General features: G+C 45.8%; 14 protein-coding genes, 1 pseudogene and 1 riboswitch. Of the genes and pseudogenes, 4 read left to right on the top strand and 11 right to left on the bottom strand.

Annotation, left to right across the window (positions count from 1 at the left end; translation table 11 throughout):
* Positions 1 to 81: 81 nt before the first annotated feature.
* Both AB6D93_RS13805 and AB6D93_RS13800 read left to right on the top strand, forming a co-directional pair.
* Positions 82 to 984 (top strand): LysR family transcriptional regulator, encoded by a 903-nt coding sequence (locus AB6D93_RS13805; protein ID WP_102333921.1) that lies wholly within the window; start codon positions 82 to 84, stop codon positions 982 to 984.
* A gap of 423 nt (positions 985 to 1,407) precedes the next feature.
* A complete protein-coding gene (locus AB6D93_RS13800; RefSeq protein WP_102333922.1) occupies positions 1,408 to 1,752 on the top strand; it encodes a thiamine-phosphate diphosphorylase in 345 nt (114 codons plus the stop codon).
* A 100-nt stretch (positions 1,753 to 1,852) separates the two neighbouring features.
* Here AB6D93_RS13800 and thiE read toward each other — a convergent pair whose 3' ends face one another.
* Complete coding sequence (gene thiE, locus AB6D93_RS13795) at positions 1,853 to 2,470, bottom strand: thiamine phosphate synthase (RefSeq protein WP_017061909.1); 618 nt, start codon at positions 2,468 to 2,470, stop codon at positions 1,853 to 1,855.
* 261 nt (positions 2,471 to 2,731) lie between these two features.
* Here thiE and AB6D93_RS13790 point away from each other — a divergent pair, with 261 nt between their 5' ends.
* Entirely contained in the window at positions 2,732 to 4,675 is a 1,944-nt protein-coding gene (locus AB6D93_RS13790) for a methyl-accepting chemotaxis protein (protein WP_102333923.1), read from the top strand.
* A gap of 123 nt (positions 4,676 to 4,798) precedes the next feature.
* Here AB6D93_RS13790 and thiM read toward each other — a convergent pair whose 3' ends face one another.
* The 10 genes and pseudogenes from thiM to AB6D93_RS13740 all read right to left on the bottom strand — a co-directional run bounded on the left by thiM (position 4,799) and on the right by AB6D93_RS13740 (position 13,492).
* Positions 4,799 to 5,584 carry a hydroxyethylthiazole kinase gene (gene thiM / locus AB6D93_RS13785; RefSeq protein ID WP_017064406.1) on the bottom strand — a complete coding sequence of 262 codons (786 nt, stop codon included), beginning with the start codon at positions 5,582 to 5,584 and terminating at the stop codon, positions 4,799 to 4,801.
* A gap of 29 nt (positions 5,585 to 5,613) precedes the next feature.
* Complete coding sequence (gene tenA, locus AB6D93_RS13780; protein ID WP_017061912.1) at positions 5,614 to 6,294, bottom strand: thiaminase II; 681 nt, start codon at positions 6,292 to 6,294, stop codon at positions 5,614 to 5,616.
* Positions 6,295 to 6,302: 8 nt separating this feature from the next.
* Complete coding sequence (locus tag AB6D93_RS13775; RefSeq protein ID WP_102333924.1) at positions 6,303 to 7,259, bottom strand: ABC transporter substrate-binding protein; 957 nt, start codon at positions 7,257 to 7,259, stop codon at positions 6,303 to 6,305.
* 46 nt (positions 7,260 to 7,305) lie between these two features.
* Positions 7,306 to 8,040: pseudogene (locus AB6D93_RS13770) on the bottom strand (ABC transporter permease); the annotation flags it as partial.
* Positions 8,041 to 8,113: 73 nt separating this feature from the next.
* Complete coding sequence (locus AB6D93_RS13765) at positions 8,114 to 8,872, bottom strand: ABC transporter ATP-binding protein (RefSeq protein WP_102333926.1); 759 nt, start codon at positions 8,870 to 8,872, stop codon at positions 8,114 to 8,116.
* Positions 8,862 to 9,746, bottom strand: coding sequence for a bifunctional hydroxymethylpyrimidine kinase/phosphomethylpyrimidine kinase (thiD, locus tag AB6D93_RS13760; protein ID WP_170967429.1), 885 nt, complete (start codon positions 9,744 to 9,746; stop codon positions 8,862 to 8,864). Before thiD ends, AB6D93_RS13765 begins: the two co-directional genes overlap by 11 nt.
* A gap of 98 nt (positions 9,747 to 9,844) precedes the next feature.
* A riboswitch (TPP riboswitch) is annotated at positions 9,845 to 9,956 on the bottom strand.
* Positions 9,957 to 10,054: 98 nt separating this feature from the next.
* On the bottom strand, positions 10,055 to 10,972 hold the full coding sequence (locus AB6D93_RS13755) for a DMT family transporter (RefSeq protein WP_102333927.1): 918 nt from the start codon (positions 10,970 to 10,972) through the stop codon (positions 10,055 to 10,057).
* A gap of 77 nt (positions 10,973 to 11,049) precedes the next feature.
* A complete protein-coding gene (locus AB6D93_RS13750) occupies positions 11,050 to 11,790 on the bottom strand; it encodes an AraC family transcriptional regulator (RefSeq protein ID WP_017061918.1) in 741 nt (246 codons plus the stop codon).
* A 245-nt stretch (positions 11,791 to 12,035) separates the two neighbouring features.
* A complete protein-coding gene (locus AB6D93_RS13745) occupies positions 12,036 to 12,287 on the bottom strand; it encodes a DUF2999 family protein (RefSeq protein ID WP_004731647.1) in 252 nt (83 codons plus the stop codon).
* A 107-nt stretch (positions 12,288 to 12,394) separates the two neighbouring features.
* Positions 12,395 to 13,492: a YdcF family protein gene (locus AB6D93_RS13740; protein WP_102333928.1), complete on the bottom strand. Its 1,098-nt coding sequence runs from the start codon at positions 13,490 to 13,492 to the stop codon at positions 12,395 to 12,397.
* Between the two features lie 497 nt (positions 13,493 to 13,989).
* Between AB6D93_RS13740 and AB6D93_RS13735 the strand changes: the two genes are divergently transcribed.
* Positions 13,990 to 14,664 (top strand): glutathione S-transferase family protein, encoded by a 675-nt coding sequence (locus AB6D93_RS13735; RefSeq protein ID WP_102333929.1) that lies wholly within the window; start codon positions 13,990 to 13,992, stop codon positions 14,662 to 14,664.
* Positions 14,665 to 14,742 lie beyond the last annotated feature (78 nt).

Genomic DNA, 14,742 nt, shown 5'->3' with positions numbered 1-14,742 from the left:
CAATAAGAGAAAGTTAACAGCCATCACGTTTAGTGATAGCTTAAGTATAAGTACCCCATTTTGTATTGAGCGAGAGATAACATGTACAGTTTTGAGCAACTAAAAGTCTTCGTCACGGTGTGTGAAAGTGGCTCTTTCTCTGCCGCCGCTCGCAAACTGAAACGCGCTCAGTCTGGGGTCAGCCAGTCGATCGCCAACCTAGAAATTGCCATCGACCAAGAGCTGTTTAACCGAGAGAAAAACATCCCCGTTTTGACCAACACAGGTAAAGCGTTATTGCCTGTCGCTAAGTCGATTCTCGACCAACAAAAGTACTTCGACCAAAAAGTAGAATCGCTCACACAAGAAGATGAGCACGAACTGATCATTGCGGTTGATGAAAGCATCATAGATAAGAATTTCATTAAGATAATCAGATCACTGGCCGATCAGTTCCCAATCACGCACTTCGATATTATTACGACCTCAACCTTCGATGTAGAAGACCTGGTAAGACGTGGCAAAGCACAGATTGGCATCATCTACGCGGATGGCGAACTGAAGGTCGATATGGATTTCTTTTTGCTGGGCCAAGCGCGTTTCCTAACTGTTAGCTCTGCCACTCACGAACTGAGTCGCATGTCCGTTGTACAAGACTCAGACCTAAAGCGCTATCGCCAATGTGTGCATCGCAGCTCAAAGCAGCGCGAACTGTGGTTCACCTATGGTATTAGCTCGATGCGTTGGTATGCGAACAACCACAAGAACATTGTTGATCTCGTTGAACAAAACGTGGGTTGGGCAAATGTGCCCGAGATGATGGTGATGGAAGGCATTCAAAAAGGCGATATTGTGGCGTTACCTGTCTCACACGAGCATGGTGGTTGGATTACTCCAGTAGGTTGTTTAGTTTCTCGCAGCCACATCAATGGCCCAGTTCTCACCAGCCTTATTGAGCAGCTTAAGGGGCACTCACTGCAGTACAATCAATGGCAAGCCAACTAGCCTCCCCTGTTTACAAATCATCTCTATTTTCAAAACATCGTCAATTCAGAGATTCAATATCGGCATGGAACACACCACCGCTACCTCATTTCTGCTTATCTTGCCGATAAATATCTTTGTCGTGTGGATAAAACACCCTAGTTGATGTCCCAAAGTGACATAACTACTATGCGATCCCAACGGGTTTGTCTTTTCAAACGAATATAGACAGGCCCAAATCGCTCTTTAACACCACTGACCCAACTTCAAATCTCCCAGATAAGCGCTCAGCCTTGCCGTTGCTTATATCGGTTTCAAATAGATCACTTTTTGAATATTAATTCGCACCCAGTTTATGAGCGCTCTTTGAGTGCTTTTTTATATCTAAATGAACCTTTTGGAAGATTTGTCGTGAACGTTTTAAGAAATATTTGCCCTGAGAAAATGGGTAAAGAGCGTAACAAACGAGAGTATGATTTACGCGTACTTAATTGTGTCAGTGAAAGCGAATATGAATCGCGTATGGCGGTTTGGAATAGCCTAGCGTTAACTGCTACTCCGTCTGCTTCGGAAACAAAGGGCTTCATCGATGAGTCTTTCAACAAGCTTCAACAAGACCTAAAAGAAGCTAGCCGTGAGTTATCGATTAACTACATGGACTTCATCGCAATGGCGCATGAAGAGATCAACTACATTAAGGTGTTTGTGGCTTATAAAACAGCACAATACGGTTGGTACGCTGCGATCGTTCTTATGGTCATCGGCACGGTTGCTCTGTGTATTCAGTAAGTTAGACCACAAATTTTACTGGCTACTGCATCGAGCGCTTTAATGCGCTCTAACTAGAAAATAAATGACGAGTCTCATTTGTTTTCTAGCCACCACAAACTCACTCTCCCATCAAAAACAACAAATCTTGGGTCGCTTGTTTCGGGTCTTCTGCGTGACATATCGCTGATACCAACGCCAGGCCGTGAATACCTGTCTGAACCAACTGCGGAATGTTCGATTCGTTGATTCCACCGATACCAACAATCGGCAATTTCGTTGTTTTCAAAGCCATTTGAATGCCTTCATAACCCCAATGTTTCTTTAGATTCGTCTTAGTCGGTGTGGCAAAAATCGCACTGAGACCAATGTAATCGATCGGCAAACTATCTGCTTGTTGTAGCTGCTGTTCAGTTTCAATTGATAACCCAAGAATCTTGTCTGAACCAATCAGCTTACGTGCTAACTCTGCAGGCATATCCGATTGACCCAGATGCAAACCATCGGCGTCGACAGCCAATGCTACGTCCACTCGGTCATTGATGATCAGCGGAACACCTGAGCCAGCCAGAATCGACTTAACCGCTTGTGCTCGTTCAATGAAGGCTCTTACGTCCCCATGTTTTTCTCTTACTTGAACCATAGTGACGCCACCAGCAACCGCTTGTTCAACCACGAATTTAAGCGTTTCTAGATCTTGTTGGTCGTCAGTCACCAGATAAAGTTTATAAGGGTTCATCGCGTACCTTTGAAGTCGATTTCTAAAATTGGTTTTCTGCCATTTTACCGACAAATCACATCCTATGCATGGAAGTTAGCACTTAATTCCTTAAGTTAGGCGGTTGAATTCAAATACGCAACTCGTTGAAAGCATGTCGAAAAACCCGATTTTTCTAACAAAAGCGTTACTTATTACACAAACTATTCGCTTTAGCATGCCCAGAATGCTGTTTTATGAAATACTCCCCTATGAAGGAATCAGGTAAATATAGGGATAGTTATGCGCCACCTTTCTATAGCGCTCAAGATCAAGCTGGGTTATGCCATCTGCTTGCTCTTTTTCGTCATTTCAGGCCTTGTGAGTTACAAAGGTATTCAAACCTTGTCGAACGGCTTTAGCCAGTACAGTGACCTCAGCCACAAGGCGACATTGTCAGGCAACATTCAAGTGCACTTTCTTCAGATGCGTTTAGCTTCTGAACGTTACTTAGAGTCATTGGATGATCAATACGAAGCGAATTATCAATCGAGCAAACTTGCGATTGATGAACTGCTGAACAACTTAATCCAAACCACCACCAATACTGATAGCTTGTCGAGCCTGCAATTAGTGCAAGACAGCGTTGCAGCTTTTGATGCGGCTTATGGATCAATGAAACAGAGCCAACTGCTCATTGACCAGTTAGTGAACGTGGAGATGGTCACACGAGAAACCAACGCACTGAAAGCGGCTCAGAGCTTATTGTATGAGTCTTACAATAACAATGATCCAAACGCGAGCTTATACGCAGGCATGTTGATGGAGAACTTCCTCGCAGCCAAGATCACAGTGCTGAGTTACTCAAACAACAACGACCTCAAAACCTATGAAGCTGGTAAAGACATTTTTGAATATGCTCTGCCAGGTATAGAAGGCGATATTGAATCTCTTAAATCATCTCCTTATCAAAGTGAATTGATTGAAGATTTCTCTAACCAACGGGAAGCGTACGCGAAAGGCTTTGAGCAAGTTCATCAACAGATGATTGAGAACACGCAAAGAACCGCTACCCTCGCCTCTATTGGTGACAGCTTAGCGATTGCAGTCGCGGATGCTCAAAGTATTCTCGAGCAACAGAAACAAGCGCTCACGCCAGTACTGCAAGCCAGTGAAAAGCGTTCGATTCAAATCATCATATTGCTGACGGGTGTGGCTTTAGTTATTGGTATGACGAGCGCCGTATTAGTGACTCGTTCTATTACCAAAGGCATTGCACAGGTTAAACAGATCACCAACGAGCTTTCTCAGGGCAACCTGAATGTGGAAGTGAACATTGAGAGCAAAAATGAGATTGGCGAACTGCTGACTAATATGGAGATCACCATTGAATCTCTGCGCGATATTGTTGGCCAAGTGAACCGTTCTAGCGTGCGTATTGGTGAGATGTCGGAGTCACTCAATCAAGTGACAAATAACAGCTCGACCAACGCAACACAATTGAACAGTGAAATGATCAATATCTCTTCTGCCGTTGATCAATTAGCTTCCAGCACATCAGAAATTGCGGCAAGTGCTAACCACGCGTCTCAAGTTGCCAACCAAGCCACCGAGAATGTGGCGATGGGACTGAAAGAAGTAGATAAGACACTGCATGAAATTGGTAGCGCCGATGAAAGCATGCAGGTAAGCAGCCAAAAAGTGACCGACCTACATAAAGAGTCGATGAACATTGGTGCCATTCTTGAAGTAATCAAAGGCGTTTCTGAGCAGACCAACCTGTTGGCATTGAATGCGGCTATTGAAGCTGCGCGCGCAGGTGAACAAGGTCGCGGATTTGCAGTAGTAGCCGATGAAGTAAGAACGCTCGCTAAACGTACCCAAGACTCTGCTAGCCAGATTGATGAGCTCATCACCTCACTACAACGTGGCGCTAAAGATGCGTTAGAGTCTATCAAAGAGAGCCACAGCACGGTTTCAGACGCTTCAACGCAGGCGCAGCAAGCTTCTCAGAACTTACATGTGATTAATCAACACATCCAAGATCTGAACCAAGCCAACAGCCAAATCGCGGTGTCGGTTGATGAGCAGGATCGTCTTACCAAATCACTGGGTGAAAACGCGCAAGGTGCAAACACTATTGCTCAAAGCAACCAAGAGTCGGTAAGCAGCATTTCAGGTGCAGCGAGCGACTTAACCGAGGTTGCTCATCACCTAGAGAGCCAAGTTAACCGATTTAGAACCTAGCCAGCCAGTCTATACACAGCTGACACAGTTCCAAACCAGTAATAAAAAGCCCCCTACACATAAGTGTCGGGGGCTTTTTTAAGTTAATCTAACTCTAACTTGTGGCTTAGAGTTAGATTAGCCCTACTGAATCTTCAAGCGTTGAATCAGAGTCTCTTCGTCTAACTGATACAACTCATCAAGCAAGTTAATTTGCAAGCTACCTGGGCCGCGAGAGTTTTCAGCCGCGATTTCACCAACCACGCCTAATACCGCTGCTGCAGCTAAACCACTATCATCACCAACAGCCGCGAAAGCACCCGTCAATGCAGTTAAAGTACACCCCATACCCGTCACATACGGCATCATTTGGTGTCCATTGTTTAACGTCACCACGCTGTCTTTGGTGACAACGTAATCTGTCTCACCAGATATCACCACATTTGCACCGTATTCAGCCACTAAGCACTGTGCAGCACCTAACGCAGCATCACTGCTATCAAGCGCATCAACGCCTTTGCTCTGCGCTTGTTCGCCCGCTAACGCGATAATCTCAGACGCGTTACCACGAATGATCAACTTATCGGCTAAGCGTGCAATTTCACGAGAAGTCTCGGTACGCAACGTACTTGCCCCACAACCCACAGGGTCAAGAACCACAACCTTGTTGTTCGCGTTAGCTTGTTCAACCGCAAAACACATTCTTGGCGTCCAAACGCTGTCGAGCGTGCCGATGTTGATCACCAAAGCGCCAGAAAATGACATCATCTCTGCCAGTTCTTGTTGTGAGTGCGCCATAATAGGCGAAGCGCCAATCGCTAATAACGCATTGGCCGTGTTGTTCATCACTACATAGTTGGTGATGTTCACAACCAGTGGTTTTTGCTCTCGTACTGCGCGTAGCGATTGAATAATTTGTTCAGTAAGCATGGGTAAATCCTTATTCGTGAAAGTTGCTTTTAAGCCGCTGTTGAATCATCAAGAGCGTTCAGCCCTTGCTGCCAAAAAGCCACTTCCATACGCGTTGCGGTTTTGAAGATATGAACGATGTTCTGACCGCGTTCGCTGTTGATATCAATTTCAGCAAGCAACTGATTGAAGTATTCCGCGCCCGTTGCTACGCCAGACTGGAACTCTTCACTGCCATACAGTTGCAGCCAGCTTGCGTATGGGTTGCCTTCCAAAACAGTATCACTGCTTTCTAACAGCGCTTTACCAATCACGGCATAACCGATTGAACACGGAGCCAGTGCCGCATATAAGTCGACAAGATCACCCGTCATACCCGCATCTAGAACGTAGCGCGTGTAGGCAACAGTGCCGAAATCTTCAGGCTCGTTTTCTAAATCCGATTCGGTTAAACCCCACTGACCACAGTAAGTCACGTGGTGTGAAATTTCAGAATCTAACAGAGCATGAACACTAGGCAGTGCACGACGCATATCAGCCAAGGTTTTAGCCTTGTAAATTGCCAATGCATAAGCACGGGCATACTGCTTTAAAAACAAAAAATCTTGCTTCAAATAATGCAGAAAACACGGCTGAGCGAGGGTGCCGTTTGCTAGCGTTTTAACAAAATCATGCTCGGTGTAGTCTTGCCAATCTTGCTGACAGGCTTGGATTAAGTCTTGGTATTTCATGAGATTCCTTAGTCAAAAGTCGGTACGTAATCAGCGGCTTTTGGTAGTGATTTGATGATGCCTTTGTCGAACATGAACTGTGCGTAATCGTCGTAACGCTTCATATCTACAGCAGAAGGGCGAAGTGCAAAGCGAGTCAATGTGTCGTTCCATGCGCGTTGGTTAAGCTCGTTATTCAACGTATCTGGTGAATACGCCACAAACTCACTCCATGACTCTTGTGGGTGGTTCACAATGTAAGTCGTTGCTTGCTCCAATGCTTTGTTGAACGCTTTGATCGCTTCATCATCTTGCTGCTTTGCGTTCGCAACAAAGATAAGCTCATCGTAAGCTGGCACACCGTGCTCTTCTGGGAAGAACGCTTTTGCTTTAAAGCCCTCAAGGGCTAGCTGGTTAGTTTCAAAATTACGTAAGCCACCCCAGATTGCATCTACCTTGCCCGATGCTAATGAAGACGACAGTGCCCAACCGACATTGATGGTTTGCACGTCTGTAAACGCAACATTTTCTTGCGCTAACATAGTGCCGATAGTCGCTTCTTCGTTACCCGCAATCGCAATACCGATCTTCTTGCCTTTCAGATCCGCTAGCGAATCGTTCTTGCCGTTATCCAGTACCATTAGTGTGTTCAGTGGCGTCGCGATAAGGGTTGATGCACGAACTAAAGGAAGACCCGCTGCCACATCCATGGTTAAACTTGGTTGGTAAGTTACCGCTAAATCGACCTTACCTGCTGCGACCAATTTTGCTGGCGTGCTTGGGTCTGCTGGCTCTTGGATTTCAACCTCTAAGCCTTGGTCAGCAAAGTAGCCACGCTCTTGAGCGATCACAATCGGGCCATGATTCGGGTTCACAAACCAATCCAACATCAGCGTCAGTTTCTTTTGTTCAGAGTCCGCTAGAACATGACCTGAAACCAATGAAGCAAGCAGTGCCACTGCACCTATCAATTTTGTATTTTTCACGGTTAACCTTTCCTTTTGAATATTATTCTTATATTGAGCGAAGCCATCATTGGTTTTCCCAAGGGATAGCTTTTTTGAGTAATTTATCTGTAACGAAGTAGAGCGAGATAGACAGCACCGCCAAGATGAACAAGGCAGCAAACATCTCATCTATGATCATGCGTGCGTTGGCCTGTAGCATTAGGTAACCCAGCCCCTCACTCGAACCCACCCACTCCCCGACGACCGCGCCAATTGGGGCAATAACCACCGCCACACGAATGCCAGACGCCAGTGTTGGCAGCGCAGCAGGCAGTTGGATATAACGCAGCAATTGCCATTTCGATGCGCCCATCGTTTTGGCAAGATCGAGATAGCCTGTCGGAGTATTTCGCAGGCCGTCGTAGCAACAGGTCGTCACAGGGAAGAATATAATGATCGCCGCCATCACCACTTTTGAGGCGATGCCATAGCCAAGCCACAACATCAATACTGGAGCAATCGCAAACACAGGAATCGCTTGGCTAGCGATTAAGATAGGTAACAGCCAGCGTTTTAGTGGTTCGAACATCAGCATCTGCAGGGCGAAAAACAGCCCCATCGACAAACCGAGTAACAAGCCAAGTAGGATCTCTTGCGCAGTCACCCATGTGTGTTTGAGCAACACATCGTAACGTTCAATCAGCTTTAAAAAGACTTCTGCTGGCGTGGGCAGAATGAAGCTCGGCATCTCGAAGATAACCACAACTAACTGCCATAAACCGAGAATCACAGCACTGCTGATAAGCAAACGAACAACAGGATTCATCTGACGATGGCGTGTAGTGGCAGCCTGTCCGTTAGTTGAATGAGCTACAGCTCCACTTCGCGTTAGATCATTCATAATCACGCTCCAACTGATCTAAGATCGCTTGTTGCAACTCGGCACACTCACCATCGAGCACTCGTGGTGTTGATGTGAGAGGCACAGATAAAGACTGAGCATTCGCAGGTGTGCCTTGCAACACATACAAATTGTCCGCCAAACGCACCGCTTCTTGTGGATCATGGGTGATCAACACAACGGTTTTATCTCTCAACAGCTCACACGCTAAGCTCTGTAGTTTGTGTCTCGTTACCGCATCCAGCGCAGAGAACGGCTCATCCATCAGCACCACTGGCTTGTCTTGCATTAAAGTTCGAGCCAAAGCGACACGTTGACGCATACCACCAGACAACTGATCCGGCATCGCATTCGCATAATCAGCCAAACCAACCGCAGCGAGCAACTCGAGTGCTTGATTGGTTTGCAGTGCTTTGTCAGAAGCTGATTTTTGAAAACGATGACTCAGACATACATTGTCGATAACCGACAGCCACGGCAGTAACAAATCCTGCTGCGCCATGTAAGCGATGCGATCCGTTAAAGGCAATTCATCAGAGGTTGTCAATGTTCCCTGCCACTCCACCTTGTCGTCCAACAAGCCTGCCAGATAACGCAATACCGTGGTTTTCCCGCAGCCACTTCGACCTAGCAATACCGTCCACTTACCTGCGTTTAAGCTAAGCGACAATCCCGATAAGGTTGCGTGCTCACTGTCGTTATAACGTAAAGAGGCATTGCTGAGCTGAACACCCACCGTATTAACGGACATTCCCGTGCCCAGCGAAGAAGTGATTTACGGGCCCATGACCTTGGCCAACTTGCAACTCATCAGCGTGAGCAATCGCGCGCGAGATGTATTGTTTGCCTAGGTCGACAGCCTCTGACAGCGTATTGCCTTGCGCTAAGAAAGAAGCAATAGCAGATGAAAGCGTACAACCCGTACCATGCGTGTTTTTAGTCGGGAAACGCTTAGCACTAATCAAGGCAGACGTCGTTGGCAGAATCAGTAAGTCGTTACTGTTTTCATCTTTCTCTAAATGGCCGCCTTTTAGGAGTACCGCTTTCGCGCCCAAAGCACGCAGGTCCTCAATCATGCCCTGCATTTCAGCTTCGCTTTCAGGTACTGGCTTGCCTGTTAATGCTGCGCCTTCCGGCAAGTTAGGCGTAATGATGTCTGCGAGCGGAATCAGTTCTTGTTTTAGCGTGGTGATCGCCGAGTTTTCTAAAAGAAGGTCGCCACTTGTCGCCACCATGACAGGGTCAATCACTAGGTGTTTAGGTTGGTATTGTTTGATTTTGTCCGCGACGACTTTGATGATTTGCGAATCCGCCAACATGCCGACTTTTACCGCCACGATATTCAAATCGGTAAACACTGCATCTAACTGACTAGCGACATGCTCTAGTGGGATTGGAAATATAGCGGACACGCCTTGGGTGTTCTGAGATGTAATCGCGGTAATTACCGAACAAGCGAAGCTACCCGTTGCAGACATGGCTTTAATATCAGCTTGAATGCCCGCGCCACCACCACTGTCAGAACCCGCAATGGTCAAAACAATCGGAGTATTGATCGAAGAAGATTGGTTTTCTGGTGTTTGAGTGCTGTTAGGTGATACTTGAGAATTGGAATGCTGTGTCATGGTCGCTCCTACTGTCTAAAAGACGTAAGAGAACCGAACTTTGGCCGCAAAGAGAGTGTGGAGGTGAAAGCAATGAGAGATCATTGTTGAACCACGTAGGCAAAGTAATCATAGTTCCCTACGCCAGTGTTAACTGAATCAGGTTCAACGGGTCTCGAATAACGATCTCAGCAAACACCAACTAAGGTATATGCCCCCCGACTATTGATAACGATAGTAACAGCACTCTCGCAACTGAGATACTCATTTTATTCAATTATAAGAATCACGCATGAATTTAATTCAATTAATCCCGTTTTAACAAATACTTATAATGGCTTTTTAGTTGGCTGAGATTGGATGAATAAACACATCACTATCAAGAACATACCTAGCCATCCAACCAATGAAATAAGCTCACCCACAATACACACTGCCAACACGGCGGCAACGACTGGCTCAAGTAAGGTAATCAAGTTGGCGCTACTCGCTGTGACATGGCGTAGCCCAAAACTGAAAGCGATATAGCCTAAACATTGAGGAAGTAACACCAAGTAACTCACCACCAATATATTGGTATTCGATGCGAACAAGTTATCCCCCGTAAACCAAAGCGTTGGCAGTAGCAACATCGCTCCTAGCCCAAATATGCTGCCCATCGCTGCTTGCGACTTAATGCCTTCGTCTATCAGAGCTTTTGTCGCCCATGAATAAATGGCGTAACACAACCCAGCAATCAACCCTAATCCAATGCCCAAAAGCTTCAGATCGTCACCAGAATCATTCGCTGATGATGATTCTGAAAATACCAGTAGCCCAATACCAACCACGCCAATGGCAAAGCTCGTTAACCAACGTTTGTTGATATTATTCTTTTTGCTAATAAGACACTCTAAAAGTGCAGAAAAGAAAGGAGCTGTAGCTATCGACACCACTGTGCCCATTGCGACACCCGATAACTTCATCGAAGAGTAAAAAGCCAGAGGATAGATCGCCAAAGCCAGCGCACTCGCCGCTAACAACTTTTTGTTGAGCAAAAGCTTATCAAGTGAAGATAAGATCTTTCGATACGCCAAGACTGCTTGCATTAAGCCGCCGACGCCCATTGAAAAAGCACCAATCGCTAATGGGCTGAGATCAGGCGCAAAGCTTGCGGCGGTGCCTGTCGTGCCCCATAAAACAGAAGCAAACACGATGGCTAAAGTGCCCGTTTGGAATTCGTTAACGCGATTGATGGCAAGATTCATTTCTATTACCTAGTCTATTTTCATTTCTGAAATAGATAATAGTGAACATATACTAAGTTGAGTTTGCCAAAAGGACGCTATTCTTGTTTTGGAAGACTCTCTTTCATCGAGCCCAAAAACGCCCTTGGAGACATGCCAAAGTGCTGAGAGAAGCGTCGACTGAATGCAGACAAGTCACTATAACCCACATTTTCTGCGACCAATTGAACGGGTAAATCGGTATGGCTAAGCAAGGCTTGAGCTTTCTCCATACGATAGCGAGTGATGTACTTAAGCGCACTGATTCCAATGCACTCTTTAAAGCGCTTCTTAAATTGAGTGGGGCTCAAGCAAGCCGTTTCTGCAAGCTGAGAAATAGAGAGAGGCTGGGCGTAATTATCCGCAATGAGCCTTTGGACCGCTCGAATACGAGGGTCGATGCTCTTGCTGACTTTTTGTTGCTCTAATAACAGTGAAAACACATCCAAGATGGATGATTCAATGCCACTGTCCACTTGGTATTCCAACTGCTTTTCAACAAACAGCAAGAAGCTCATTAAGGGTGGCGTGATAGTAAACACCGAGAGCTCATGCTCTAACAAGTGCTGCGGTAACTCTGCCATATCTGCGACAATAAACCGCGCTGCTTCATCCGCCTTAAACGCATGCGCTGTGGTTACCGGAATCACCACGCATTCGCCCACGGCCACCTTGCCGACATATCCCACCATTTCAATACTAATACTCCCTTGAATAGGCAGCACGAGTTGATGGTAGCCATCATGGGCATGAGTATTAAATTGCTTGGTGTAAGATCGAATGCTTAGGCTAGATTTCATGAGCAACGCCGGAATTCAGTTTATTGAAACATGAGTGTTAAAAAGAAATTACATGATTTAAGCGAGGGAGTCACATCGGACTAGTATTTTTGTCGTATCTCTTTCTAGCCTTTCTAAGTCGGATCAAAAAAGCCGTTTAAGTATTGATACTCAAACGGCTTTTTACTCAAGTCTAATTCGCAATCTCAAGAACAGTTAACCGAATCGGCTATCACTTCCTAACAAAATCGCTCATTCAGACTCTATTATTTTTGAAGTTGCTCTTTAGCGGCTTCAACCTTAGAAAAATCTAGGCCAAGCTCTTCAACTGCTTCTTTGATTAGCGCAGGGTTTTGCATTACCTGGCCCATCAGCATTTGAAGTTTATCTTGTGGTAAGCCAAGTTGGCTGATCGTCGCCATTGCTGCAAGAGGGTTCTCGGTCAACGTCTTGAATAGCTCGCTGATCTGCTCGTCGCTAATATTGTTCTCTTTCAACATTGCTAAAATCGGGTTCATTTTTTTGCCTTTGAAACACTAAATTAAGTAGGAGCACAGCATACCATCTAGCTGTGCTCGATTGTACTAGCAACTTATACTTTGCCTACTGTGAAGTAACCCTAAGCCTAGCGAGACTCTAATGGGTAAGAGCGGTAGCTCCACATACCATAGGTTCTAAGCGCATCTCGGTAGATACCTAGTAGCTCACCATCACTCGCCTTCTTAAGATCTGCGAGTGGCTTGTCTGGGTAAGAAACCGTATCAAAAGTCATGCCCTGAGGGCCGGTTTGCCAGCTAGCGATTTCAAACAGAGTTTGACCACGACGAACATGGCTTGCCGAGCTAATAATGGTCGCGTGCTTAATATCATGGCGAGCAAGTGCGTAGCTACTGAATAAGGCATTGCCTACCGTGCTGGTCGCGTAATTCTCTTCGATGATGCGATCTTTGCTTACCCCTTTCTCGATAAGCCAATCCGCCATTAACTTACCTTCAGTCTTATGATTCTTTGGCACTCCGCCCGTCAACACGATCATCGCATCAGGGTTAGCTTTCGACATTGCTAATGTGGTTTCAAGACGTTCAATCAAGATTTCATGCATAGAGCCATCAGGGTTAAGCGCGTAGCCCAAAGTGACGATGGCACCGTGATCGCTCAACAGTCCCTTATCTGCAGACTCTTTAAGAGGTGTTTCTAACACGCGGTCAACCGTTGCAAAAATACGTTTGATGTCTTCAGCCTTGCCTTTATTCAGGCTTTCCAGTTTATCCATGTGCTTGTTGGATTCACTTTCATTGCCTTCAAATCTTTGCCAAACCGCAAGATACGCATGCAAGTCGACATCGTCTGGCGCAACCGTCAGTGCTTGTTCAAACAACTCAATAGCGCGTTCTGCGTTCTTGTTGTAGATCTGAGCGTTCGCCGCCGAAATCAACAAGTCAGTACGGTAAGGTTCTAGCTGGTACGCTTCTAACAATCGGTTAGTCACAATTTCCATGTTGCTTGACATTTTAGCCGTGAAGCCCGCGTGAGAAATTCTTGCCGGAGACTTAAACGCCTGCAACGCATCAAGAAGTAGTTGATCGACAACTTGCCGCTTAGTCACCAACTGCGCGTAATCCGCAGAAGCCTGTACAGCACCATCGTTAGCAGCAAAAGAGTAAGGTGTTGCGCCAAAAGCGAGCATGCCACCAAGAGCGAGGGCGATAATGTTCTTTTTCATGGAAAGATCCTGTGTCGTTAAGTGTTCACATCAGATTTGCTCACCAATGTAAGTCCCTAAGATTAAAAAACCGTGAAGCACACCTTAATCTCTAACGTTTATATTCATTTGTTGCATAAGGTGTGGCAGCAGATCACGATTTTGAACTTACCAATAAGCCTGTGCATCCAGATAATTCTGGTTTGAACCAGTGCTCAACGTTTTTGTTGGAATATCTGACTGCGGATTTCATACGCCCTATCCCGCCAAAAACCACCCATCACAAATCCGAACTCCGCATAAAGCAACGAATCAAAAAAACCACTTTAAGCTCATTTTTTCAACAACTTAAAATCCAACACACTGAATCGCGCGATTTTACCCCTCGCTCAAATAACGAGGTCTTCAACACATAGAGTTGGAATGCGAGTCAGAAGATCTTCAAATAATTCAAAATCAACCATTGAACGATCGTTCAAGTGGTGCTTTAATAAATGACCAATACAAGGAGTTACCCCATGCTTAAGTTCTATTTTCACCAAACACCAAACCCAATGAAGATCGCTCTGTTTTTGGAAGAGACAGGCCTAGATTTTGAACTTGTTCCTGTCGATACCTTAAAGGGTGAGCAGCATTCACCGGAATATCGTTTAATCAATCCAAATGGCAAAACGCCTGCGATTGAAGATGAAGGACAACGTGTATTCGACTCTAACGCTATCCTTCTGTATCTCTCAGAGAAAACAGGCAAGCTTGGCGGTCAGCCAGAAGACAGAGCTGAACTACTCTCTTGGATGATGTTTATCGCGAGTGGCCTTGGTCCATATTCAGGCCAATCGGTACACTTCCGCCATGCTGCACCAGCAGGCTTAGACTACGCTGTGAACCGATACCTACGTGAAGCACAACGTCACTACGAAGTGTTAGAGAAGCATATGGAAGGTCGTGAGTTTATCGTCGGAAATGAGTACACGATTGTCGATGTCGCTGCATGGGGCTGGATTGATAAAGCACCTGTCGTGCTTGGTGAAGAAGGCTTAGAACCTTACCCGAACTTGAAGCGCTGGTTTAACGCAATCAACACTCGCCCTGCTGCACTGCGTGCTCGCGAAATCGGCAAAGGCATTGAATTTAAAACTGAACGTGATGAAGAAGCGAAACGAGCACTGTTTCCTTCGAATTATGCGAAGTAGAAAAATTGAGAGTTAATGCTCTACTGAGTGATAGCTAAAACTCAAACATAAAGAGCCGCTAAAAAGCGGCTCTTGATT

The organism is Vibrio sp. 10N.247.310.23, from assembly GCF_041467155.1.
In the GTDB taxonomy this organism is placed as follows: Bacteria; Pseudomonadota; Gammaproteobacteria; order Enterobacterales; family Vibrionaceae; genus Vibrio; species Vibrio crassostreae_C.
This window is presented reverse-complemented; position numbering and strand designations above follow the sequence as displayed.